Origin of the sequence: Streptomyces virginiae (assembly GCF_000720455.1) — a bacterium.
GTDB classification, from domain to species: Bacteria; Actinomycetota; Actinomycetes; order Streptomycetales; family Streptomycetaceae; genus Streptomyces; species Streptomyces virginiae.
The window spans coordinates 229,742-250,360 of sequence record NZ_JOAK01000009.1 but is presented as its reverse complement, the minus strand read 5'-3'; the positions used below and the strand labels follow the sequence as shown (position 1 = coordinate 250,360).

Sequence of the window (20,619 nt, the reverse complement as noted above, 5' to 3'; positions counted from 1 at the left end):
CCGGTCAGGCGCTCTCCAGCGGGTGGCCCTGGTCGGCGGTCGGCATGAGGTCCGGGTCGGTGTAGGGGTCGGCGGAGGGGTTCGTCCACGGATCGGCGTAGGGGTCGGCGTTCGGATCCGTGGAGGGGCCCGTGGAGGGGTCCGCGTAGGGATCGGCGTACGGGTCCTGGGGATCGCCGGGCTGGGTCGATCCGCCGGGCCACGGCGGGAGCGCCGGATCGGCCGGGTCCTGCGTCAGCTGGTCGGACGGGGTGTCCGGGGGGAGGTCCGCCGGCGGCCGCTTCTGCGGCTGCTGCGGCTGGCGCGGCCGGGTGGAGGGGCTCAGGGGCACACCGGGGCTCTGCTGCGCGTTCCCGCCCGGCGAGCTCGGCGAGGACGGGTTCGACGGGCAGTCCGCCGGACCGGATCCGGCCGCGCTCGGGCAGGGCTCGGCCGAGGCGGCACCGGACGCGGCGGCGGGGCCGTTCGGGATGCCGTCGGCCGGGTCGTACGGGGGCAGGGCCTGCGGGGTCCGGTCCTGGGCGCCGTCGTCACCGCGCTTGCGCTCGATCCAGGTGTTGTCCGCGATGTTGACGATCACCAGGTTGTTGATCACGTGGGTGGTGGGCTCGATGACCACGACCTGGTTGGGCTGGTAGCCGTTCCACGGGTCGCCCTTGTGCACCGGGCTCCCCTTGGCCGCGCGCGGCGAGCCCAGCGGGTTGCCGCAGCCGCACCGGACCCGGGGCATGCCGTGCTCGTCGACGAGGACGGCGGTGCCCGCCTGGAGGACGGACTGGTAGCCGTCGGCGCGCCCGCCGCGGAATCCGTGGTTGGTGACGCGGGTGTCGGCGCGCAGTACGACGGGGGTCAGCCCGCGCAGGAAGTCGGGGATGCCGGCCTCCTCGATGCCGGACGCCTGGGCGAAGGCCCGGGCCTTGGCGCTGTCCTCGGTCAGGTGGCTCACCTGCTGTTCCACGTCGCAGCTGCCGAGCCGCTGGGTGCCGCCGTACAGGCCGGGGGTGGCCGCGTTGACGGTGCGGATGCCCTGCCCGGTGGGGTTGGGCAGCGGGGGCTGGACGGGGGCCGACTCGCTGGTGGCCGAGGAGGAGGTGAAGGGGTCCGGGCCGACGTTGGCCACCGGCTGGAGGTAGACCTCCTGGCTCTCGGGTCCTGCGGCGCTGGTCGGCTCGTCGTGTCCGCCGCAGGCCACGGCGAACAGGCCGAGCAGTGCGAAGAGGGCGGCGCCGGCCGGTGCCTGACGACGCGACGCCTGACGAGGTGTCGGAAGTGACGGTCCGTTCACGAATTTCTCCCTTTTCGCCCCGATTACTTCCTCTTGTCTGCCGCATCCGCGGACGAGCCGCAACCGGAGAACACCTTGAACGCGTTCAGGGGACCCCACAGGCGCGCCACTGCGAATTGAACGCGCTCAAGGCCAGCCCGCCGGATCGGCCGCCGGCTGCGCGGGCTGGCCGGCGCCACCCGACCCGCCGGATACTGGAGACGATGGACTGGTTCACGGCGCCCGGGTACTGGCTCGCCCGGCTGGTCTTCCAGCGAGCCCTGGCCGGTGTCTACCTCGTCGCCTTCGTCGGGGCCGCCCTGCAGTTCCGGGCCCTGATCGGGGCGCACGGCATGCTGCCCGTACCGCGCTACGTACGGTACGTGCCCTTCCGGCGCGCCCCGAGCCTGTTCCAACTGCGCTACTCGGACCGGCTCTTCGCGGGCTGCGCCTGGACCGGCGCCGCGCTGGCGGCGGCCCTGGCCGCCGGAGCCGGGGACGAGGTGCCGCTGGCCGCGGCCATGGCGATGTGGGCCGCACTGTGGGTGCTGTACCTCTCCATCGTCAACGTCGGCCAGACCTGGTACTCCTTCGGCTGGGAGTCACTGCTGCTGGAGGTCGGCTTCCTCGCCGTGTTCCTCGGCAACGCCCGGGCCGGGCCGCCGGTGCTGGTGCTGTGGCTGCTGCGCTGGGTGCTCTTCCGCGTGGAGTTCGGGGCCGGGCTGATCAAGATGCGCGGCGACCCCTGCTGGCGCAAGCTGACCTGCCTGTACTTCCACCACGAGACGCAGCCGATGGCGGGGCCGCTCAGCTGGTTCTTCCACCATCTGCCGAAACCGCTGCACCGGGTGGAGTGCGCCGCCAACCACGTGACACAGCTGGTCGTCCCCGTGCTGCTGTTCACCCCGCAGCCGGTGGCCTCGTACGCCGCCGGGGCCGTCATCGCGACACAGCTGTGGCTGGTGCTGTCGGGGAACTTCGCCTGGCTGAACTGGCTGACGATCACCCTCGCCGTGTCGGCCGTGGACTTCACCGGGCTCGCGGGACCGCCCCCGGCCGCCGCCTCACGGCCGGCCCCCGTGTGGTTCGTGGTGCTGGTCTGCGCGGTGACCGCCCTGGTGCTGTTCCTCAGCCGTCACCCGGTGCTCAACATGGTCTCGCGCCGCCAGGTGATGAACCGGTCCTTCGACGCGCTGCACCTGGTCAACACCTACGGGGCCTTCGGATCGGTCGGGCGGGTCCGCATGGAGGTGGCGGTCGAGGGCACCGCGGACCGCGTGCCGCGCGAGGACGGCGACTGGAAGGAGTACGGATTCAGGGGCAAGCCGGGCGAACCTGGCAGGCTGCCGCGCCAGTTCGCCCCCTACCACCTGCGCCTGGACTGGCTGATGTGGTTCGCGGCGATCTCCCCCGGCTATGCGCGCGACTGGTTCGGGCCGTTCGTGGAGCGGCTGCTGGCGGGCGACCGGGACACGCTGCGGCTGCTGCGCCACAACCCGTTCCCGGACGCCCCGCCCGTGCATGTGCGCGCCCTGCTCTACCGCTACCGCTTCACCACCTGGCGGGAGCTGCGCGAGAGCGGGGCCTGGTGGCACCGCACGCTGGTGCGCGAGTACCTCCCGCCCACCCGGCTCGCGGACGCCCGGCTGTCAGAGCCCGAGTAGCGCGGCCTCCCGCTCGGCGTCGAGTCCGGGGGCCGGCCGGTCGGCCCGCTGCGGGGCCCGGCCGTCGAGGGTGCGCAGCCAGGCCCAGGTGTCGGCCACGGTCTCCTCGACGGGCCGGCACTTCAGGCCGGCCTCCAGCGCCCTGGTCACGTCGCCGCCGAACATGTGGTCGTACGACTCGCCCTCGGGGAGCCAGACCGGCAGCTCTGTCCAGGGCTCCACGCCGGCGTCGAGGATCGGTGCCGGGTCGGTCCAGCGCAGCTCGGCGTACCGGCCGGTGACGGCGGCGCAGGCGTCGAGGAGGGCGCCCATGGTGGCGTGCCCGGTCGGCGAGACCAGGTTGTAGGGGCCGCCGAGCCCGGCCTCGGCGGCGTCCAGGGTCCAGCGCGCGAGGTCGCGCACGTCGATGTACTGGAGCGGGAGTCCGCGCGGGCCGGGGGCGAGCACCGGTCCGCCGCGTGCGATGCGGTTCAGCCACCACGGCAGCCGGCCGACGTTCTCGTAGGGGCCGAGGATCAGCCCGGCGCGGACCAGCAGGGCACGGTCGGCGAAGGCGTCCAGCGCGGCGAGTTCGCCGCCCCTCTTGTCCTCGGCGTAGGCGGTCGCCCCGGCGTCCGGCGAGCCCTCGACGAGGGGGCCGTCCTCGCCCTGCCCGGCGGGGGCCGGGTAGGAGTAGACCGAGCGGCTGGAGACGTACGCGTACCTTCCGGCACGGCCGCTCAGCAGGCGGGCGCTGTCGCGCACCGCCGTGGGGGCGCCGCCCCAGGTGTCGACGACGAGGTCCCACTCCCCCTCGGCGAGGGCGGCCAGGCCCCCGGGTGCGGTGCGGTCCCCGTGCAGGGCACGGGTGTCCGGCGGGGGCGCGTGGTGCCCCCGGTGGAAGACGGTCACCTCCCAGCCCCGGGCGAGGGCGTCCTCGGTGATCGCGCGTCCGACGAATTCGGTACCACCCAGCATCAGCAGCTTCATGTGCTCACCCTGGACCGGCGGGACGGGCCGCGGAACCGGTGATCGCTCTCGGCGATGACGCTCAGGGCGTAGCGGACGGGGACCGGCGGGAACGGGGACCGGCCGGACAGGGCAGCGCCCCCGGTGCGGGTGGGCACGTGGGGGCGCTTGTCACCGCTCTGCGGGTGGGTACGGCAGTCCTCGCGGACTAGTCGATGCCGGGCAGGATGTGGGCCTCCGCCAGGTCGTCCTCGTACCCGGCCAGCCGGATCGGGGCGGAGCGCGCCCAGACCTCGAGGCTTCCGAGTTCGTCGGACCGCGTCTTGGCACGCGATCCGGTCCGCTCCAGCAACTTCGGTTCGGGCTGCGTCTTTTCAGTCACCGCGCACTCCTCTGTGTCGCGTAACCCGGCAGGCTGACCGCGAGCCGGGCAAGGGATCAAGGGTTCCGGACGCGGTGGCGCCTTAGTGGAGCGCGGCCCGGATGGGGGCCGTCTTGATGCCCCAGGGTACACATATGAGCGGACCTCCGCTCGATAGGAAGGCAAAATCCGCTGCGCCCTCTTAGTTTCGTCCCGAATTCAGCAAGTCGTGGGTCGGCGGGCACGTCACGGGTGGTGTGCTCGGACCCGGATGCGCGAGGCGCGACGGAGGGGGTCGGCGGTGGCGAGGTCCGGAGTGCCGGAGGCCGAAGTGCCGTACGTCACAAGCGTGGTTGAGCTGATGGAGCTGCTGCGCGGCAGCCGCGACGACCGCGCCCTGCGGACGGCGGCGCTGCTTCGCCGCTCGCATCCCGCCGACAAGGAACTGCAGCTCGCGGGCCTGCTGCACGACATGGGCCAGATGCTCCGTCCGGGTGACGGAGCGCGACACGCCGTACTCGCAGCGGAGGCGGTGCGCCCCCTGCTGGGTGAGCGCGTGGCGCGACTCGTACGGCTGCACGCGCCGGCCGGGGCGGCCGACGGGGCGGACGGGGCGGACGGGGCCGACGGGCCGGGCGGTGACGCGGACGCGGTGGCCACCCTGCGCCAGGCCCGCGAGACGGCGGCGGCCTGCGGCCTGGACGCGGGTGTACCGGAGGACTGGCGCCCGCTGCTGGAGCTGGTCGCGGCCGGGGCCCGCCGGGCGGCCGGGAACGCGATCGACCCCCTCGGTCTGCCGAGGGGGTCGGTGCCGGGCCCTGGGGGCCGGGGCGCGGGCCGGGGGGCCGGGGCTACCAGTTCGCCGGAGCGTAGTCCTTGAGGAAGACGCCGAACAGGTCCTCGCCGGCCTCGCCGCGCACGATCGGGTCGTAGACGCGGGCCGCGCCGTCCACCAGGTCGAGCGGCGCGTGGAAGCCCTCCTCGGCCAGGCGCAGCTTGTCGAAGTGCGGGCGCTCGTCGGTGATCCAGCCGGTGTCGACCGAGGTCATCAGGATGCGGTCGGTCTGGAACATCTCCTGGCCGCTGGTCCGCGTCACCATGTTCATCGCGGCCTTGGCGGCATTGGTGTTCGGGTGCCCGGCGCCCTTGTAGCCGCGGCTGAAGACGCCCTCCATCGCCGAGACGTTGACGACGTACGCCCGCCCGCCCGCGGCCTTGCGGGCGGCCTCCGCCATGGCCGGCCGGAGCGCGCTGATCAGGATGAAGGGGGAGGTGTAGTTGCACAGCTGCGTCTCGAGCAGCTCCACCGGGGAGATCTGGTCGATGGTCTGTACCCAGGTGTTGCTGTCGACGACGTCGGGCAGCAGGCCGCCGGCGTCGATGGCGGTGCCGGCGAGGTGCCGCTCCAGGCTGGCGTTGCCCGCGACCAGCGCGAGGTCGGCGACCTTCTGCGCCTCGAGTCCGCTGACGCCGACGGGCAGCGCCGCCAGGCCGTCGACCGCGCCGGAGTTGAAGGCGCCGATGACGTGGTGGGCGGGGAGCTCACCGGCGGGCAGCGGGGCGGACTCCCCCTCGACCAGCGCCGCGTAGGCGGTGGGCAGGCGGCGCACCGTCTGCGTCGCGTTGTTGATCAGGATGTCGAGCGGGCCGGCCGCGGCCACCTGGTCGGCGAGGGCCACGGCCTGGGCCGGGTCGCGCAGGTCGATGCCGACGACCTCCAGGCGGTGCATCCAGTCCGCCGAGTCCTCCATCGCCTTGAAGCGGCGGATGGCGTCCTTGGGGAAGCGCGTGGTGATCGTGGTGTGGGCGCCGTCGCGCAGCAGCCGCAGCGCGATGTACATGCCGATCTTGGCCCGGCCGCCGGTGAGCAGCGCGCGCTTGCCGTTGAGGTCGGCGCGGGCCTCCCGCTTGGTGCGGTTCTCGGCGGCGCAGCCCGGGCAGAGCTGGTGGTAGAAGTAGTCGACCTCGACGTACCGGGTCTTGCAGACGTAGCAGGAGCGCGGGCGCTGGAGTATCCCGGCGATCCGGCCGGCCTCCGTGACCGAGGAGGGCAGGATGCCCTCGGTCTCGTCGTCGATGCGTTCGGCGGAGCCGGTCGCGGTCGCCTCGGTGACGGCCTTGTCGTTGGCGGTCTTGGCGGCGCGGCGCTCCTGGCGGCGGCGCTGCTTGACCGTGCGGTAGACCCCGGCCGTGGCGCGGCGGACGGCGATGGCGTCCGGGTGGTCGACGTCGATCTTGTCGAGTTCGGCGAGCACGTCGAGGCAGAGCGCCAGCCGCTCGGGGTCGATGCCCGGTCCGTAGGCCTGAGCCTGGTCGTGGCTGTCTTCGGTCACCGTCATGGCCGCTGCCGTTCCTTGATCACTCGTCCGCATCCGCCTGCTGCGGAGGTCCTCAAAAGGGAAACTGTACGGATCCCCTGCGCCCCGAGCCAAACCCGAGGTCGGGCGCCTCACGCATCGCGAACAGGCCGTCACCGTACGGATCCACGTGGTGACCGTGGGGCACGGTAGGGGTGGCGCTGTGCTGGTGGAAGGCCCGCGCTGCGTACTCCCGTACTACGTCGGGAGTATGACTCGTGACCACCTGTGGGCGGAGGAATAGCGCAGATGGGTCGGGCATTGTGGAGCTTATGAGTGCACTGGCGCTGTCGGTCCTGCTCTGCCTCGTGTCGGCCATGGCGTACGCGGGTGGCGCGATCGTCCAGGAGAGGGTCGCGGCGAGCACGCCGGACCGGCGGTACGCGCCGCTGCGCCGCGGCGGCTGGTGGGTGGCGGTCGGGCTGAACGGCCTCGGCGCGCTGCTGCACGTGGTGGCGCTCGCGTACGGGCCGCTGAGCCTGGTCCAGCCGCTCGGGGCCCTCACCATCGTGTTCGCGCTGCCGATGGCGGCCGTCTTCGTACGGCGCCGGGCGGGCGCGGCGGCGTGGCGCGGCGCGGTGCTGGCCGCGGTCGGACTGGCCGGGCTGCTGGCGCTGACGGGCGGGGCCGGGCGGGCGGAGCAGCCGCTGGCGGACGGCGAGCGGAGCCTGCTGTTCGTGGTGACCGGGGCGGCGGTGGCGGCGCTGTTCCTGGCGGCGCACCGGATGCACCGGGTGGTGCTGCACAGCGTGCTGCTGGCCGCGGCGGCCGGTACGGCCTTCGGCATGGCCTCGGTGTTCACCAAGTCGGTCGCGGAGAACGTCGAGGCGGGCGCGCCGGCCGGCCTGTGGTCGGACCTGGCGGCGATCGCCGTGCTGGCGTCGGGCGGGCTGCTGCTGTCGCAAGCGGCCTACCGGGGCGCCGGGCTGACGGCGCCGCTGGCCACGGTGACGGTGGTCAATCCCGTGGTCGCGGCGACCGTCGGCATCACGCTCTTCGACGAGGGCTTCCGCTACGGGGCCGCGGGCACGGCGGCGGCACTGGCCAGCGCCGTGCTGGCGGCGGCCGGCCTCGTCCTGCTCACGGCCGTGCCGCCGGGGCGGCGCGGGTCAGATGCGGACCCCGTGGCCGCGCAGGTACTTCAACGGGTCGATGTCGGAGCCGTAGCCGGGACCGGTGCGGATCTCGAAGTGCAGGTGCGGGCCGGTGCTGTTGCCGGTCGAGCCGGAGCGGCCGATGCGCTGCCCTCCGGAGACCTGCTGGCCGGCCTTCACGCCGAGGGCCGAGAGGTGGGCGTACTGGGAGTAGCGGCCGTCGGTGTGCCGGATGACGACCTGGTAGCCGTAGGCGCCGGCCCAGCCGGCGGAGACCACCTGGCCGGGTCCGACGGACTTGACGGTGGTGCCGGTGGCCACCGGGAAGTCGACGCCGGTGTGGTAGCCGCTGGACCAGGACGATCCGGAGACCCGGTAGGCGGTGCCGAGGGCGGCGTCGACGGGAGCGGAGAACCCGCTCGCGGCCGGCTTCTGCTGCGCTGAGGCGGGCTGGGTGTCGGGCTTCCCGGCCGGTTTTTCCGCGGGCTTCTCGGCGGGCTTCTCGGCCGGTTTCGGGGTCTGCTTCTCCACCGGTTTCGGCGCGGGCTTCTCCGCCGGCTTCTCCGCCGCCGGCTCCCCGGGCTTGACCGGCTCGGCGGTCCGCGGCGGCTTCTCCGGGTTCTGCGCGGGCGGGGCCGGCGGGGCGGTGGTGACCCGCATCGTGAGGCGCTGGCCGGGGAAGATCAGGTTCGGGTCGTCGCCGACGACGGCCCGGTTGGTCTCGTAGAGCGCCTGCCAGCCGCCCTCGACGTGCTGCTCGGTGGCTATCGCGGAGAGCGAGTCGCCCGGCGCGACGACGTACGGGTTCGGCAGGACCGAGGTTCCGGTCGGGCGGGGCGTGCTGGCCTGCACCGGGGTGGTCCGCACGTCCTGGGTCCGGGGCTGCGAACGCGCCTCGGGCTGCGCGGGGACCTGCGCGGCGAGGACCGGCGACGGGCCGCCCCGGGTGAGCCCGGCGCCCTTGCCGCAGTGGGGCCAGGCCCCGGGCCCCTGCCCCTTGAGGACCTTCTCGGCGACCGCGATCTGCTGGTCCTTGGTGGCCAGGTCCGCGCGCGGGGCGTACGTGGTGCCGCCGAAGGCCTGCCAGGTGCTCTGGCTGAACTGCAGTCCGCCGTAGTAGCCGTTGCCGGTGTTGATGCGCCAGTTGTTCGTCGACTCGCAGGCGGCGACCTTGTTCCAGGTGTCCACGGAGGCGGCGTCGGCGACTCCGGCGCCCATGAGCGGGAGCGCGATGCCGGCGCCCCCGGCGGTGACGGCCAGCGAGGCCCGGTTGATGCTGCTCGGCCGATACCGGCGGTGCCGGCCCCGTACGCCCATGGGAGCCCCCCATCGAAGACATCAGGAATCGCACAACGTAACGTCGGGATCATTGCATGACAAGGGAGCAACGGGGCGCTCTTCAGCGGAACTTGACAAGGACTCGACGGGCCTCGGCGCCGCACGGCCGACGGCGGGGTAGCGTCGGCACAGCCCGCACACCGAAGCACGCAGGAGCGCACAGATGAGCACCAGCACGGCCCAGATCGGCGTCACCGGCCTCGCAGTCATGGGCAGCAACCTCGCCCGCAACTTCGCCCGCAACGGATTCACCGTGGCCGTCCACAACCGCACCACCGCCAGGACGACGGCGCTGGTGGAGGAGTTCGGTCACGAGGGCGCGTTCGTGGCCGCCGAGTCGGCCAAGGAGTTCGTCGACGCGCTGGAGCGCCCCCGGCGCATCGTCATCATGGTGAAGGCCGGGGAGCCGACCGACGCCGTGATCCGCGAGTTCGCCCCGCTCCTGGAGGAGGGCGACGTCATCATCGACGGCGGGAACGCGCACTTCGAGGACACCCGGCGGCGCGAGCGGGAACTGCGCGAGCAGGGCATCCACTTCGTGGGCGTGGGCATTTCGGGAGGCGAGGAGGGCGCGCTGCTCGGGCCGAGCATCATGCCGGGCGGCTCGAAGGAGTCGTACGCGTCCCTCGGCCCGCTGCTGGAGAAGATCGCGGCGAAGGCCGCCGACGGCACGCCCTGCACCTCGCACGTGGGCCCCGACGGCGCCGGACACTTCGTCAAGATGGTGCACAACGGCATCGAATACGCCGACATGCAGCTCATCGCCGAGGCCTACCACCTGCTGCGCGAGGTCGCCGGCTACTCCCCCGCGAAGATCGCGGAGACCTTCCGGGACTGGAACCGGGGCCGCCTGGACTCGTACCTGATCGAGATCACGGCGGAGGTGCTCGCCCACACCGACGCCGCGACCGGGCAGGCGTTCGTGGACGTCGTGGCCGACGCCGCCGAGCAGAAGGGCACCGGCCGCTGGACCGTGCAGATCGCCCTGGACCTGGGGGTCCCGGTGTCGGGAATCGCCGAGGCCGTGTTCGCCCGCGCCGTCTCGGGCCACGCGGACCTGCGCACGGCCGCCCGCGGACTCGCGGGACCGGCCGCCGCGGCGCTGTCGCCGGAGGCGGCGGACGCGTTCGCCGCGCAGGTGGAGGAGGCCCTGTACGCGTCGAAGATCGTCTCGTACACGCAGGGGTTCCACCAGATCCGGGCCGGCAGCGAGGAGTACGGCTGGAACGTGGACCTCGGCGCGGTCGCCTCCCTGTGGCGCGGCGGCTGCATCATCCGGGCGGCGTTCCTCGACCGGATCCGCGCGGCCTACGACGCCAGGCCCGACCTGCCGAGCCTGCTGGCGGACGAGCGCTTCGCCGAGGAGATCGGAGCGGCGCAGGAGGGCTGGCGCTCCGTGATCACGGCGGCCGTGGGCGCGGGCATCCCGGTGCCGGCCTTCGCGGCCTCACTGGCCTACTACGACGCGCTGCGCGCGGAGCGGCTCCCGGCGGCCCTCACCCAGGGCCAGCGGGACTTCTTCGGGGCGCACACCTACCGGCGGACCGACCGCGAGGGCTCGTTCCACACCCTCTGGAGCGGTGACCGCTCCGAGGTGCGCACGGACTGACGGACGCCCGCCGGACACCCTCTAGCTCCAGGGCCCGGGCTGGGGTACCGGCGCGGGTCCCGGCGGCGGGGGCACCGGGTCCGGCTCCGGGACGGGGCCGGGCACGGGCGGAACGGGGCGCGGGATCGGCTCGGGGTCCGGGAACGGGGTGGGCGCCGGCGTCGGGTCGGGCTCGGGGGCCGGCGGCTGCGTCGCTTCGAGTTTTCGCACCATGTACGGCACTTTCCCGCGATTGCGTCCCGTACGCCCCCAGGGGGTCGCTTGTCGATCAGGCGGATCAGCCGTGAGCCCGGCATGATCGGCGAGAAGCCCCTTACGCCTCGGCCGTCAGGGCGAGCGCGGCCGCCAGGCCCGGCGCGGGGCTGGACAGCACGGGGGTGGCGGTCGTGGCCAGAAGGGCGGCGCCCGCCATGGAGGCCTGGGCGAGGACGATGACGTCCGCACCGGTGACGGCGTCGGCGGCCTCGGCCACCCGGGAGAGGTAGCGGGCGGTGTCCCCCGCCTCGAAGCTCTCCCAGGCGCCGGGGACGAGGTGCGGGACGACCGACACCGGCCGCCCGCCGGCCTCTTCGGCGAGCAGTTCCGCCGTCGGGGTGAGCGTCGATGCGAGGGCGGCGAGGACGGCGATGCGCGGGCCGGTGCGCACGGCCGCGGCCGCCATCGGCCGGTCCACGCGCAGCACCGGGGCGCCGAGGGCGGGGGCGAGTGCCTCGGCGGTCGCCCCGATGGTGGAGCAGGTGACCAGCACCGGGCCGGGCCCGGCCGCGGCGAGCAGCTCCCGCAGGGCCGGGGCCACGGACCGCGGCCCGTCCGCGCGGGCCCGGTCCAGCAGCTCCGGCGCCACCAGGTGCCGCAGGACGGCACCCGGGTGGTGCCGGTCGCGCAGCCCGTCGAAGACGGGGACGTGCACGGGCGAGGTGTGCAGCAGGGTCAGGCCGGGGACCGTCACCGGCGGCCGGAGGCGGCGGCCAGCTGTGCCTTCGCCGCCGCCACGACCTCGGCCGGGGCGTCGGGCGCCGCGTCGGGATGTTTGGCGGCCCAGCTCGCCGCGTACGGGCAGAGCGGAACCACGGGCACGCCCTCGGCTTCGGCGAGCTGGTAGAAGGTCCTCACGAGCCCTCCGGCGATGCCCCGGCCCTCGTGGCCCGGCTCGACGACCGTGTGCACGGCCACCAGGGCGTGGGGCGGCCGGTCGAGCACGAAGTAGGCGATGTACCCGACGGCCTCGCCGTCCTCGACGGCGAGCAGCCGCTCGGCCGCCCGCTCGTCCTGGAACGCGATCGGGGTGTTCGGGCTCTGCGGCATGGTCCCCGGCTCCTTAGACGGCCACGGCGTGGGGGCTGCGCCGCTGGTCCGTGCCCGGTACCGGTGCGGAGGCGTCGGAGCCCAGTTCGATGATCCGGTTGTCCGCGTCGACGTGCACGACGCGCGGCTTCAGCGCCCGGGCCTCGGCGTCCTCGACCTGTGCGTAGCTGATGAGGATGACGAGGTCGCCGGGGTGCACGAGGTGCGCGGCGGCGCCGTTGATCCCGATCACGCCGGATCCGCGCTCGCCCTCGATGACGTAGGTCTCCAGCCGCGCGCCGTTGGTGATGTCCACGATGTGGACGAGCTCCCCGGGGAGCAGGTCGGCGGCGTCCAGCAGGTCGGCGTCAACGGTCACGGACCCGACGTAGTGCAGGTCGGCCTGGGTGACGGTGGCCCGGTGGATCTTGGACTTGAACATCGTACGCAGCATGGAGAAACTCCCGGATTGTCGGCTCCCTGCCCGCTTTATGCAGGTCAAGGGCGTTCTCCGCAGCCTACAACGCTTCGCTCGCCGGGTCAGCCGTCCCGGGGGATTCGTGGCCGCGCTCCGGCAGGTCGGCGGCGCTCCCCGCTGCCGACGGGCGGCAGAGGTTAGAAGATGGATTATGAGCGTCTTCCTGGGACATCTCCGGCGTGTGCTGCCCGGCTCGGCCAAACGCTCCTCCGCCGCCTCTCAAGGTCCCCGCTCAGGACATCAGCAGGAGCAGCAGGAACCCGCCCAGCCCTGGGCGGGCAGGGTGCGGCGGCCGCAGCGGCTGTCGTCCCTGCTGAGCGCGCGCAGCGTGGCCGGCGAGGTGTTCCTCCTCCAGCTCGTCGTGGTGGTTCTGCTCGTCGCCGCCGCGGTGGTGGCGCTCGTGGTGCAGGCCCGCAGCGACGCCATGCTGGACGCGCGGCACCGTACGCTCGCCGCCGCCGGGACGTTCGCGGAGTCCCCCGGCATCGTCGCCGCCCTGCGCAGTCCCAACCCGAGCGCGTTGCTGCAGCCGAGCGCCCAGGCGGCCCGGAAGATCGCCGGGGTCGACGGCATCAACGTCTACACGCTGGACGGGCTCACCATCACCCACAGCGACCCGCGGCAGATCGGCAAGCGGGTGGTCGGCCCGTTCTCCCGGGCGGCGGCCGGGAAGTCCTTCACCGAGACGTTCGAGGGCTCCCTGGGGCAGTCCGTGGTCTCGGCGGTTCCGGTCAAGGACGCCGAGGGCCGGGTCATCGCCGTCGTGGCCTCCCCGGTCACGGTCTCGAACGTGCAGAGCATGGTGAACCGGCAGCTGCCGGTCGTCATCGGCACCGCGGCCCTGGTGCTGGCCCTGTCCGCGGGCGGCACCGCGCTGGTGAGCCGTCGGCTGCTGCGCCGGACCCACGGCCTGGGGCCGGCCGAGATGACGCGGATGTACGAGCACCACGACGCGGTGCTGCACGCGGTACGGGAGGGTGTGCTGATCATCGGCGGCGGCGGGCGCCTGCTGCTGGCCAACGACGAGGCGCGGCGGCTGCTGGACCTGCCGGGGGACGCGGAGGGGCGCCCCGTCACGGAGCTGGGCCTGGAGGAGGGGCTCGCCGCGTCGATCGCGGCGGGCCGTTCCGCGACCGACGAGCTGCACATGGCGGCCGACCGGCTGCTGGCGGTGAACATCCGGCCCACCGCCCCCTTCGGGCAGGCGGGGACCGTGGTCACCCTGAGGGACACCACCGAGCTGCGGGCACTGTCCGGCCGGGCCGAGGTGGCCCACGAGCGGCTGAAGCTGCTCTACGACGCGGGGGTGCGCATCGGTACGACGCTGGACGTGGAGCGCACCGCCGGGGAGCTGGCGGAGGTGGCGGTCCCCAGGTTCGCCGACATCGCCTCGGTCGACCTGCTGGACCCGGTGCTGCAGGGCGACGAGCCGCCCGAGCCGGGCACCGAGATGCGGCGCACCGCCGTCGTCGCCGCGCAGGGCCCGCATCCCCTCTATCAGGTCGGCGAGCTGATCCGGTTCGTCCCGACCAGCCCGATGGCGATCGGGGTGGCCGGCGAGCAGGCCGTGCGCGTGGCGGACCTGCGGGCCAGCCGGGACTGGATGGCCCAGGACCCGGCCCGGTCCCGGCGCATGCTGGACCAGGGCGTCCACTCCGTGATCGCCGTCCCCCTGCGGGCCCGCGGCGTGCTGCTGGGGATGGCGGGCTTCTGGCGGGTGGAGCCCTCCCCGCCGTTCGAGGAGGAGGACGTGTCCTTCGCCGAGGAGCTGACCGCCCGGGCGGCGCTGTCCATCGACAACGCCCGCCGCTTCACGCGCGAGCACACCATGGCCGTCACGCTGCAGCGCAGCCTGCTGCCCCGGGGGGTACCGGACCAGTCCGCGGTCGAGGTCGCCCACCGCTATCTGCCCGCGCAGGCGGGGGTGGGCGGCGACTGGTTCGACGTCATCCCGCTGCCGGGCGCCCGGGTGGCGCTGGTGGTCGGCGATGTCGTCGGGCACGGACTGCACGCCGCCGCGACCATGGGCCGGCTGCGCACCGCCATGCACAACTTCTCGACGCTCGACCTGCCCGCGGACGAGCTCCTGAGCCATCTGGACGAGCTGGTCGCCCACATCGACACCGACGAGGGCGCCGGTGAGCAGGAGTGGCAGGGCCTGACCGGCGCCACCTGCCTGTGCGCCGTCTACGACTCGGTCTCCGGGCAGGTGACCGCCGCGACCGCGGGCCACCCGGGGCTCGCCGTCGTTCACCCCGACGGAACGGTGTCCTTCCCCGAGCTGCCGGTATCGCCGCCGCTGGGTCTGGGCGCCGGCATGCCCATGGAGACCGCGGTGCTGACCGTGCCCGAGGGCGCCCAGCTGGTGCTCTTCACCGACGGGCTGCTGGAGAGCCGTGACCGCGACGTCGACACCGGGCTCGCGGCGCTGGGCGCCGCCCTGGCCGGGCCCGCGAGGACCCCGGAGGAGACCTGCGCCGCGGTGATCGGCGCGATGCTGCCCAGCGGGCAGAGCGACGACATCGCGCTGCTGGTGGCCCGCACGCGCCGGCTGGACCCCCAGCGGATCGCCGAGTGGGAGGTGGCGTCCGATCCGGCGGCGGTGTCCCCGGTGCGCAACGCCTGCGCGCGGCGGCTGGCGGAATGGGGCCTGGAGGAGATCGCCTTCACCACGGAGCTCATCCTCAGCGAACTGATCACGAACGCCGTCCGCTACGGGTCGCAGCCCATCCGGGTACGGCTGCTGTACGACCGCAGCCTGATCTGCGAGGTGTCCGACGGGTCGAGCACCTCTCCCCACCTGCGCCGGGCCGAGGCCACCGACGAGGGAGGGCGCGGGCTGTTCCTCGTCGCCCAGTTCGCCGAGCGGTGGGGTACCCGCTACACCGCCCGCGGCAAGATCATCTGGAGTGAGCAGGCCCTCCACGTCGAGCCCTCCGCGGCCGGGGAGGACCTCGGGGCGGCGCTCCTCGCGGCCTGGGACGACGAGGCGTTCTGAGACGGCCCCGGCGCGTTGCGGGACGGATTCGGTACGTCGGCCGGAGGACAGGCGGTGGGCACGACCCGCCGGGACTGCGCCGGCGCGGCTGGCGCACGTACGCTGGCCTGGATCAGTACGTGCCGCCCGTTATGGAGCCTTTGTGCCCGCACCTCGTCTCCGGACAGCCGCCGTCGCCGCCTGCCTCGCCCTCGCAGCGGGGCCCCTCGGCGCCTGCGGAGACAGGCCCCCCGCCACGCCCAGGGCACCGGCGGTGGCCACCTCCGCCGCGGACGCCGGCGGTATGGCGGCACTGACCGCGGCGGCCAGGAAGGAGGGGGCGCTCAACACCATCGCGCTCCCGAGGGACTGGGCGGGCTACGGGGCGCTGATCGACGGCTTCGAGCAGAAGTACGGCATCGAGGTGCGGGTGGAGGATCCGGAGGGTTCCAGTCAGGACGAGGTCAACGCCCTCAAGGAGCACCGGCGCGACGGGACCGCCCCCGATGTGATCGACGTGGGCGGCACCTTCGGCCCGGCCGCGGCGCGGCAGGGCCTGCTCGCTCCGTACGAGGTGGTCCCGTACGACGACATCCCCGACGCGCAGAAGGACCCGCGGGCCCGCTGGTACAACAACTACGGCGGCTACGTCTCGATCGGCTGTGACGCCAAGCGCGTCAAGACCTGCCCCTCGACCTTCGCCGACCTGCGCAGGCCCGAGTACAAGGGCCAGGTCTCGCTCAACGGCGACCCCACCAAGTCCGGCTCCGCCTTCGCCGGGGTGTACGCGGCGGCCCTGGCGAACGGGGGCTCCTTCGACAACATCCAGCCCGGTATCGACTTCTTCGCCGAGCTGAGCAAGAACGGCAACTTCATCCCGGTCGAATCCACCCCGGCCACGATCGAGAAGGGGCAGACCCCGATCAGCATCGACTGGGACTTCCTCAACCTCGGATACGCCGACGACTTCCGCAGGAAGGGCGCGGACGTGGACTGGCGCACCGCCATCCCCTTCGACGGCAGTTTCGCCCAGTACTACGCGCAGGGGGTCAGCAAGGACGCCCCGCACCCCGCGGCGGCGAGGCTGTGGCAGGAGTACCTCTTCAGCCCGGAGGGGCAGAACATCCGGCTCAGGGCCTACGCGCGCCCGGTCCTCATGGAGGCCATGGAGGAGAACGGCACCCTCGACAAGGCCGCGGCGGAGAAGCTGCCGACGGTCGAGGGCACGCCGACGTTCCCGACGGAGGCCCAGCAGGAGAAGGCGGCCCGTACCGTCGACCGCGGCTGGGCCGAAGCCGTCTCCGGCTGAGGGGCGGGCGCGACGTCGAGGAGTGCCGGGCGGATGACCGAACAGCGGACCGTGGACTTCTGGTTCGACCCCGTCTGCCCGTACACCTGGATCACCTCGCGGTGGCTGGTGGAGTCACCAAGGTGCGCCCGGTGACCGTCCGTTGGCGGGTGATGAGCCTGTCGGTGCCGGGCGGGCACCGACGGGCGACCCCGAGGGCGAGTGGGAGGACCGCGTGTGGGCGCCGGTGCGGGTCTGTGCCGCGGCGGAGGAGCGGTTCGGCCGGCGCGCGCTCGGTGAGATCTTCACGGCGGTGGGTACCCGCTTCCACCTCCCGGGCGACCGGGGGAACCTGACGGGGGGCACTGGCCGACGCCGGGCTGCCGCAGGAGATCGCGGAGGCCGCCGGTTCCACCGCCTGCGACGGGCGGTCCGGTCCTCGCACGCGCAGGCCGTCGCCGAGAGCCCCGGTTCGAGCCCGCCGACGCCGGCTGAGGCCTCCTCCCCGGGCTGCGGCGTTCACGGTGCGGATCTACGCTGAACCGGTGAGCGGCCGCGCCGGAGGGCGGCGTGACGTGGCGCCGGCCGGCGGCAGCCCCGAGGGAGGTGACGCCCGATGTCCGCACCCCGGGCAGCAGCCGCGGTCCGCCGCACTGCTGCGGGAACCGTCTGTCTGATCGTGTTCACGGGCGCCGGCACGGGCGCCGCCCTGGCCGACGACAACGGGATGGCCGGCAAGAGCGCGCAGGCCATCGCCGACGCCTCCCGCAAGGCCATGTCGGAGGTCACCTCCATGCGCATGGTCGCCAAGGTGACCGAGGGGGCCGGCACCACCGCTCTGGACATCCGGTTCGACGAGGCGGGCAACTGCGTCGGCTCCGTCACGCCGCCCGGCGGCTCCGGCAAGGCCGCCGTCATCAAACGCGGCAACGACGTGTGGATGAAGCTCGACGACAAGCTGCTGCGGGCCCAGGTACCGGGCGGCGCGGCCGAGGACGCGATCGCGCTCATCAACGGCCGCTACCTGCACGGCACCACGGACAACATCCTGCTGCGCGACTTCGCCCAGTTCTGCGATCTCGACTACTTCAAGAGGGAGTTCTCCTCGAAACCGGTGAACGAGCAGCTGACGAAGGGTTCGACCACCACCGTCGACGGCCGTCCGGCCATCACGGTCACCGGCAAGCGCGGCGGTGACACGGGCACCTACGAGGTGTCGACGCAGGACGAGCCCTACCTCCTGCGCATCCAGGGCGCCAAAGCCTCCGGCGAGCGCGTGGAGGCCACCTTCTCCGACTTCGACGAGCCGGTGCGGCCCAAGCCGCCCGCGCCCGCCGACTCGGTCGACCTGTCCAAGCTCCAGTAGCGCGGCTCCGGCAACGCGCCGCGCGAGAGGAACACCATGATCACCACTGATTTCGCCGCCGGCTCCCCCTGCTGGATCGACCTCGGCGTTCCCGACGTCCCCGCCGCGGCGACGTTCTACGGCGCCGTCCTCGGCTGGGACTACGAGTCCATGGGCGAGGGGGAGGACATGGAGGGCGGGATGTTCCGCAAGGACGGGAAGATCGTCGCCGGGCTCGGGAAGCTCACCGAGGAGGGTGCCCGCCCGGCCTGGATGATCTACTACAGCGTTCCCGACGCGGACGCCACCACGCTGGCGGTCGAGCGCGCCGACGGCACGGTGCGGGTGCCGCCGAGGGACCTCGACGAGTGGGGGCGGATGGCCCAGTACAGCGACCCGCTCGGAGCCCAGTTCGCCGTGTGGCAGCCCGGAACGAGCAAGGGCGTCGATCTGGTGGACGAGCCGGGCTCGCTGTCGTGGACGGAGCTCTACACGAGTGACGCGGCGGCGGCCAAGGACTTCTACGGCAAGGTCTTCGGCTGGTGGTACAGCGACATGCAACTGCCGGGCGGCGCAGGCACGTACTCCCTGGTCACCCCCGCCGGGCTGGCCGCCGAGCGCATGCACGGCGGCGTGATGGAACTGCCCGCGGAGCACCTCGCCCCGGGGGGCGGGAAGCCGTACTGGCACCCGGTCTTCGCCGTCACGGACTGCGACGCCGCGGTCGCCGCGGTCACCGGGAACGGCGGCAGCGTCCAGATGGGCCCGGAGGACGCCGAGGGCGTCGGGCGGCTGGCCGTCTGCCTGGACCCGGCGGGCGCGGACTTCGTGGTGCTGGCCCCGTCGTCGGACTGACCCGGGAAGCCACCGGACGGCAGGCCCGTCAGACCCGGGAGCGGTACGCCCGCATGGCCAGGGGCACGAAGACGATCGCGATGCCCGCCGCCCAGAGGTCTTCGCGTCCGGCCCGGACGGCTACCGGCTGACCCCGATCGGTGAGGAACTCGTCGAGGACGAGCACTCGTTGGAGGAGTACGACCTGCGCGGGGCGCACGCGGCGCTGGACCTGTCGCTGTCCGGCCTGCCGAGAGGCTGCGCACCGGCCGGGCCCGTTTCCGTACCGCGGCCGGCGCCCCTCCCGCCGTGGCGCCGGCCGCGGACGAGCGGCTGGGCGCGTCCGCGCGGGAGGCCGTGGAGGACGAGGCCCTGTGGATCGCCGCGGGGGTGCGGACCGGCTACGACGGGGCGGCCGCGGAGTCGGTCACGCCGGCCGGCGGCGGCGCCGGCGCCGTGGCGGGCGCCCTCGCCGCGGCCTTCCCCGGTCGGCGGGTCCGGGTGGCCGCGCTGCCGTCGGCGCTGCGCACGGTCGCCGACCGGGTGCTGGACTCCGCGGTGCGCGACCGCGTGGAGCCGGTGCCGCCCGGCGGCCCGGTCCCGGCGGGCGACCGCACCGTCCCTGCCGTGCCGGCTGCTGGAGCAGTTCGCCGACGAGGGGCGGCGGCGTTCTCGCGGAGCGCGAGCACCGCGTCCGTGCCCGGCTGAAGGCGGCGTTCGGCTCGGGCGTGCGCACGGAGGGGGACTTCGAGCGGCTCGCCGCGCTGGCCGGGCTGTGCGTCGCCGCGCGCCGTGACATCGGCTGGGGCCACCGCCTGTGGGAGCCGGCACCCGCCCGCTGACGCCGCCGGCTCCGCCTCAGCCGACGGTCTCGCTGACGGTGAAGAGGGCTCCGGTCCGATCCCTGAGGGTGACGCGGCGGTCCGCCGGGGAGGACCGTACGGGACTCACGGCGGCGCCACCGTGCCGGACCGCGCGGTCGACGGCGCCGTCGAGGTCGGCCACGGCGAAATGGACGTGCCAGCGGGGCCGGACCTGCGGGTCGGGGGCGTTCTCCACGGCTCCGGCGTCGATCCGCGCGACGGTCTGGCCGCCCCTGCGCACCACCACGTGGTCGTCCTCGTAGGCGACGTCGCAGCATCCGGGCCGCTCGCAGGCCCAGTCGAGGACCTCCCCGTAGAACACCGCGGCGGCGAACGCGTCGCGGGTACGGAGCTCGACCCACGCGGCGGCGTCCTCCTGGCCGGCGTGCCACTCCTGGACGACCTCGCCCTCCCAGAAACCGAAGACCGCTCCGGAGGGGTCGGCGGCCAGCGCGGCCCTCCCGGTGGCGAAGGCGAGCGGCCCGACGGCCATCGTCGCGCCCCGCTCACGGACGCGGGCGGAGGTCACCTCGGCGTCGTCGACGGCGAAGTACGGCGTCCACGCGGTCGGCACGCCGAGCCTCGGGGCGAGCGCGCCGACGGAGGCGACGGGCCGGCCGTCCAGCAGGGCGACGCGGAAGTTCTCGCCGAGCCGGGTGGCACGGAACGTCCAGCCCAGCACGCCGGCGTAGAACTCCTCCGCCTCCGCGAGACCAGGGGCCGTGAGGTTGACCCAGCAGGGCGCACCGAACACGTCACGGCTGTTCGTGGTCATCGCACCGCTCCTCCGATCGCCGCCCCGGCATTCGGTCCCGTCGCAGGGCGGGTGCCCCACCGGACCCACTCCTAACACAAACAGACGAAACGGACCATTCTGTGCTGCGCGGGACTCCCCGGTGCGCACACTGGACCCGG

At 73.8% G+C, this 20,619-nt stretch carries 19 protein-coding genes and 1 pseudogene; 10 read left to right on the top strand and 10 right to left on the bottom strand.

Annotated elements, in window-relative coordinates; all coding sequences use genetic code 11:
• Window positions 1–4: 4 nt before the first annotated feature.
• Complete coding sequence (locus tag IG86_RS0116770) at window positions 5–1,285, bottom strand: DUF6777 domain-containing protein (protein ID WP_051785230.1); 1,281 nt, start codon at window positions 1,283–1,285, stop codon at window positions 5–7.
• A gap of 203 nt (window positions 1,286–1,488) precedes the next feature.
• Here IG86_RS0116770 and IG86_RS0116765 point away from each other — a divergent pair, with 203 nt between their 5' ends.
• Window positions 1,489–2,928 (top strand): lipase maturation factor family protein, encoded by a 1,440-nt coding sequence (locus tag IG86_RS0116765; protein WP_030820916.1) that lies wholly within the window; start codon window positions 1,489–1,491, stop codon window positions 2,926–2,928.
• Here the strand turns inward: IG86_RS0116765 and IG86_RS0116760 are convergent.
• Together IG86_RS0116760 and IG86_RS42990 are read right to left on the bottom strand one after the other, a co-directional pair.
• Window positions 2,914–3,897 carry an NAD-dependent epimerase/dehydratase family protein gene (locus IG86_RS0116760; protein ID WP_030897598.1) on the bottom strand — a complete coding sequence of 328 codons (984 nt, stop codon included), beginning with the start codon at window positions 3,895–3,897 and terminating at the stop codon, window positions 2,914–2,916. The two genes, IG86_RS0116765 and IG86_RS0116760, sit on opposite strands and share 15 nt — an antisense overlap.
• A 187-nt stretch (window positions 3,898–4,084) precedes the next feature.
• Entirely contained in the window at window positions 4,085–4,258 is a 174-nt protein-coding gene (locus IG86_RS42990; protein WP_157854840.1) for a hypothetical protein, read from the bottom strand.
• A gap of 328 nt (window positions 4,259–4,586) precedes the next feature.
• On the opposite strand from IG86_RS42990, the gene IG86_RS0116750 reads away from it, so the two are divergent.
• Window positions 4,587–5,117: an HD domain-containing protein gene (locus tag IG86_RS0116750; RefSeq protein ID WP_420711491.1), complete on the top strand. Its 531-nt coding sequence runs from the start codon at window positions 4,587–4,589 to the stop codon at window positions 5,115–5,117.
• On the opposite strand, the gene IG86_RS0116745 is transcribed toward IG86_RS0116750, so the two are convergent.
• The gene (locus IG86_RS0116745; RefSeq protein WP_030820910.1) at window positions 5,089–6,576 is read right to left on the bottom strand and encodes an SDR family NAD(P)-dependent oxidoreductase; all 1,488 of its coding nucleotides are present in this window, start codon (window positions 6,574–6,576) and stop codon (window positions 5,089–5,091) included. The genes IG86_RS0116750 and IG86_RS0116745 overlap by 29 nt on opposite strands.
• A 290-nt stretch (window positions 6,577–6,866) precedes the next feature.
• Between IG86_RS0116745 and IG86_RS43610 the strand changes: the two are divergent.
• A pseudogene (locus tag IG86_RS43610) lies at window positions 6,867–7,601 on the top strand (DMT family transporter); the annotation flags it as partial.
• A gap of 102 nt (window positions 7,602–7,703) precedes the next feature.
• Here the strand turns inward: IG86_RS43610 and IG86_RS0116735 are convergent.
• A complete protein-coding gene (locus IG86_RS0116735; RefSeq protein ID WP_030897592.1) occupies window positions 7,704–9,005 on the bottom strand; it encodes a transglycosylase family protein in 1,302 nt (433 codons plus the stop codon).
• A gap of 184 nt (window positions 9,006–9,189) precedes the next feature.
• Between IG86_RS0116735 and gndA the strand changes: the two genes are divergently transcribed.
• Window positions 9,190–10,635: an NADP-dependent phosphogluconate dehydrogenase gene (gene gndA, locus IG86_RS0116730; RefSeq protein ID WP_030897589.1), complete on the top strand. Its 1,446-nt coding sequence runs from the start codon at window positions 9,190–9,192 to the stop codon at window positions 10,633–10,635.
• Between the two features lie 313 nt (window positions 10,636–10,948).
• On the opposite strand, the gene IG86_RS0116725 is transcribed toward gndA, so the two are convergent.
• From IG86_RS0116725 to panD, 3 genes are read right to left on the bottom strand one after another with little or no spacing between them, the layout of a single operon-like run.
• Window positions 10,949–11,584 carry an aspartate/glutamate racemase family protein gene (locus IG86_RS0116725; protein WP_051785229.1) on the bottom strand — a complete coding sequence of 212 codons (636 nt, stop codon included), beginning with the start codon at window positions 11,582–11,584 and terminating at the stop codon, window positions 10,949–10,951.
• Window positions 11,581–11,940 carry a GNAT family N-acetyltransferase gene (locus IG86_RS0116720; protein WP_030897582.1) on the bottom strand — a complete coding sequence of 120 codons (360 nt, stop codon included), beginning with the start codon at window positions 11,938–11,940 and terminating at the stop codon, window positions 11,581–11,583. The genes IG86_RS0116725 and IG86_RS0116720 overlap by 4 nt, the downstream gene beginning before the upstream one ends.
• A gap of 13 nt (window positions 11,941–11,953) precedes the next feature.
• Window positions 11,954–12,373 carry an aspartate 1-decarboxylase gene (gene panD / locus IG86_RS0116715; protein WP_030897579.1) on the bottom strand — a complete coding sequence of 140 codons (420 nt, stop codon included), beginning with the start codon at window positions 12,371–12,373 and terminating at the stop codon, window positions 11,954–11,956.
• Window positions 12,374–12,548: 175 nt separating this feature from the next.
• Here panD and IG86_RS0116710 point away from each other — a divergent pair, with 175 nt between their 5' ends.
• The 5 genes from IG86_RS0116710 to IG86_RS0116690 all read left to right on the top strand — a co-directional run bounded on the left by IG86_RS0116710 (window position 12,549) and on the right by IG86_RS0116690 (window position 18,862).
• Window positions 12,549–15,395, top strand: a complete 2,847-nt coding sequence (locus IG86_RS0116710) for a SpoIIE family protein phosphatase (protein ID WP_078905922.1) — start codon at window positions 12,549–12,551, stop codon at window positions 15,393–15,395.
• Window positions 15,396–15,648: 253 nt separating this feature from the next.
• Window positions 15,649–16,683, top strand: coding sequence for an ABC transporter substrate-binding protein (locus IG86_RS0116705; RefSeq protein ID WP_385873243.1), 1,035 nt, complete (start codon window positions 15,649–15,651; stop codon window positions 16,681–16,683).
• Between the two features lie 214 nt (window positions 16,684–16,897).
• The gene (locus tag IG86_RS45520) at window positions 16,898–17,203 is read left to right on the top strand and encodes a mycothiol-dependent nitroreductase Rv2466c family protein (protein WP_420894089.1); all 306 of its coding nucleotides are present in this window, start codon (window positions 16,898–16,900) and stop codon (window positions 17,201–17,203) included.
• Window positions 17,204–17,278: 75 nt separating this feature from the next.
• On the top strand, window positions 17,279–18,028 hold the full coding sequence (locus tag IG86_RS38785; protein WP_157854839.1) for a hypothetical protein: 750 nt from the start codon (window positions 17,279–17,281) through the stop codon (window positions 18,026–18,028).
• A gap of 36 nt (window positions 18,029–18,064) precedes the next feature.
• Window positions 18,065–18,862 carry a VOC family protein gene (locus tag IG86_RS0116690; protein ID WP_030897572.1) on the top strand — a complete coding sequence of 266 codons (798 nt, stop codon included), beginning with the start codon at window positions 18,065–18,067 and terminating at the stop codon, window positions 18,860–18,862.
• 28 nt (window positions 18,863–18,890) lie between these two features.
• On the opposite strand, the gene IG86_RS42985 is transcribed toward IG86_RS0116690, so the two are convergent.
• Window positions 18,891–19,061 carry a hypothetical protein gene (locus IG86_RS42985; RefSeq protein ID WP_157854838.1) on the bottom strand — a complete coding sequence of 57 codons (171 nt, stop codon included), beginning with the start codon at window positions 19,059–19,061 and terminating at the stop codon, window positions 18,891–18,893.
• Window positions 19,062–19,099: 38 nt separating this feature from the next.
• On the opposite strand from IG86_RS42985, the gene IG86_RS0116680 reads away from it, so the two are divergent.
• Window positions 19,100–19,549 (top strand): methyltransferase, encoded by a 450-nt coding sequence (locus IG86_RS0116680; RefSeq protein WP_107056246.1) that lies wholly within the window; start codon window positions 19,100–19,102, stop codon window positions 19,547–19,549.
• Between the two features lie 150 nt (window positions 19,550–19,699).
• Here the strand turns inward: IG86_RS0116680 and IG86_RS0116670 are convergent, their stop codons facing one another.
• Entirely contained in the window at window positions 19,700–20,479 is a 780-nt protein-coding gene (locus tag IG86_RS0116670; RefSeq protein ID WP_030820887.1) for a VOC family protein, read from the bottom strand.
• Window positions 20,480–20,619 lie beyond the last annotated feature (140 nt).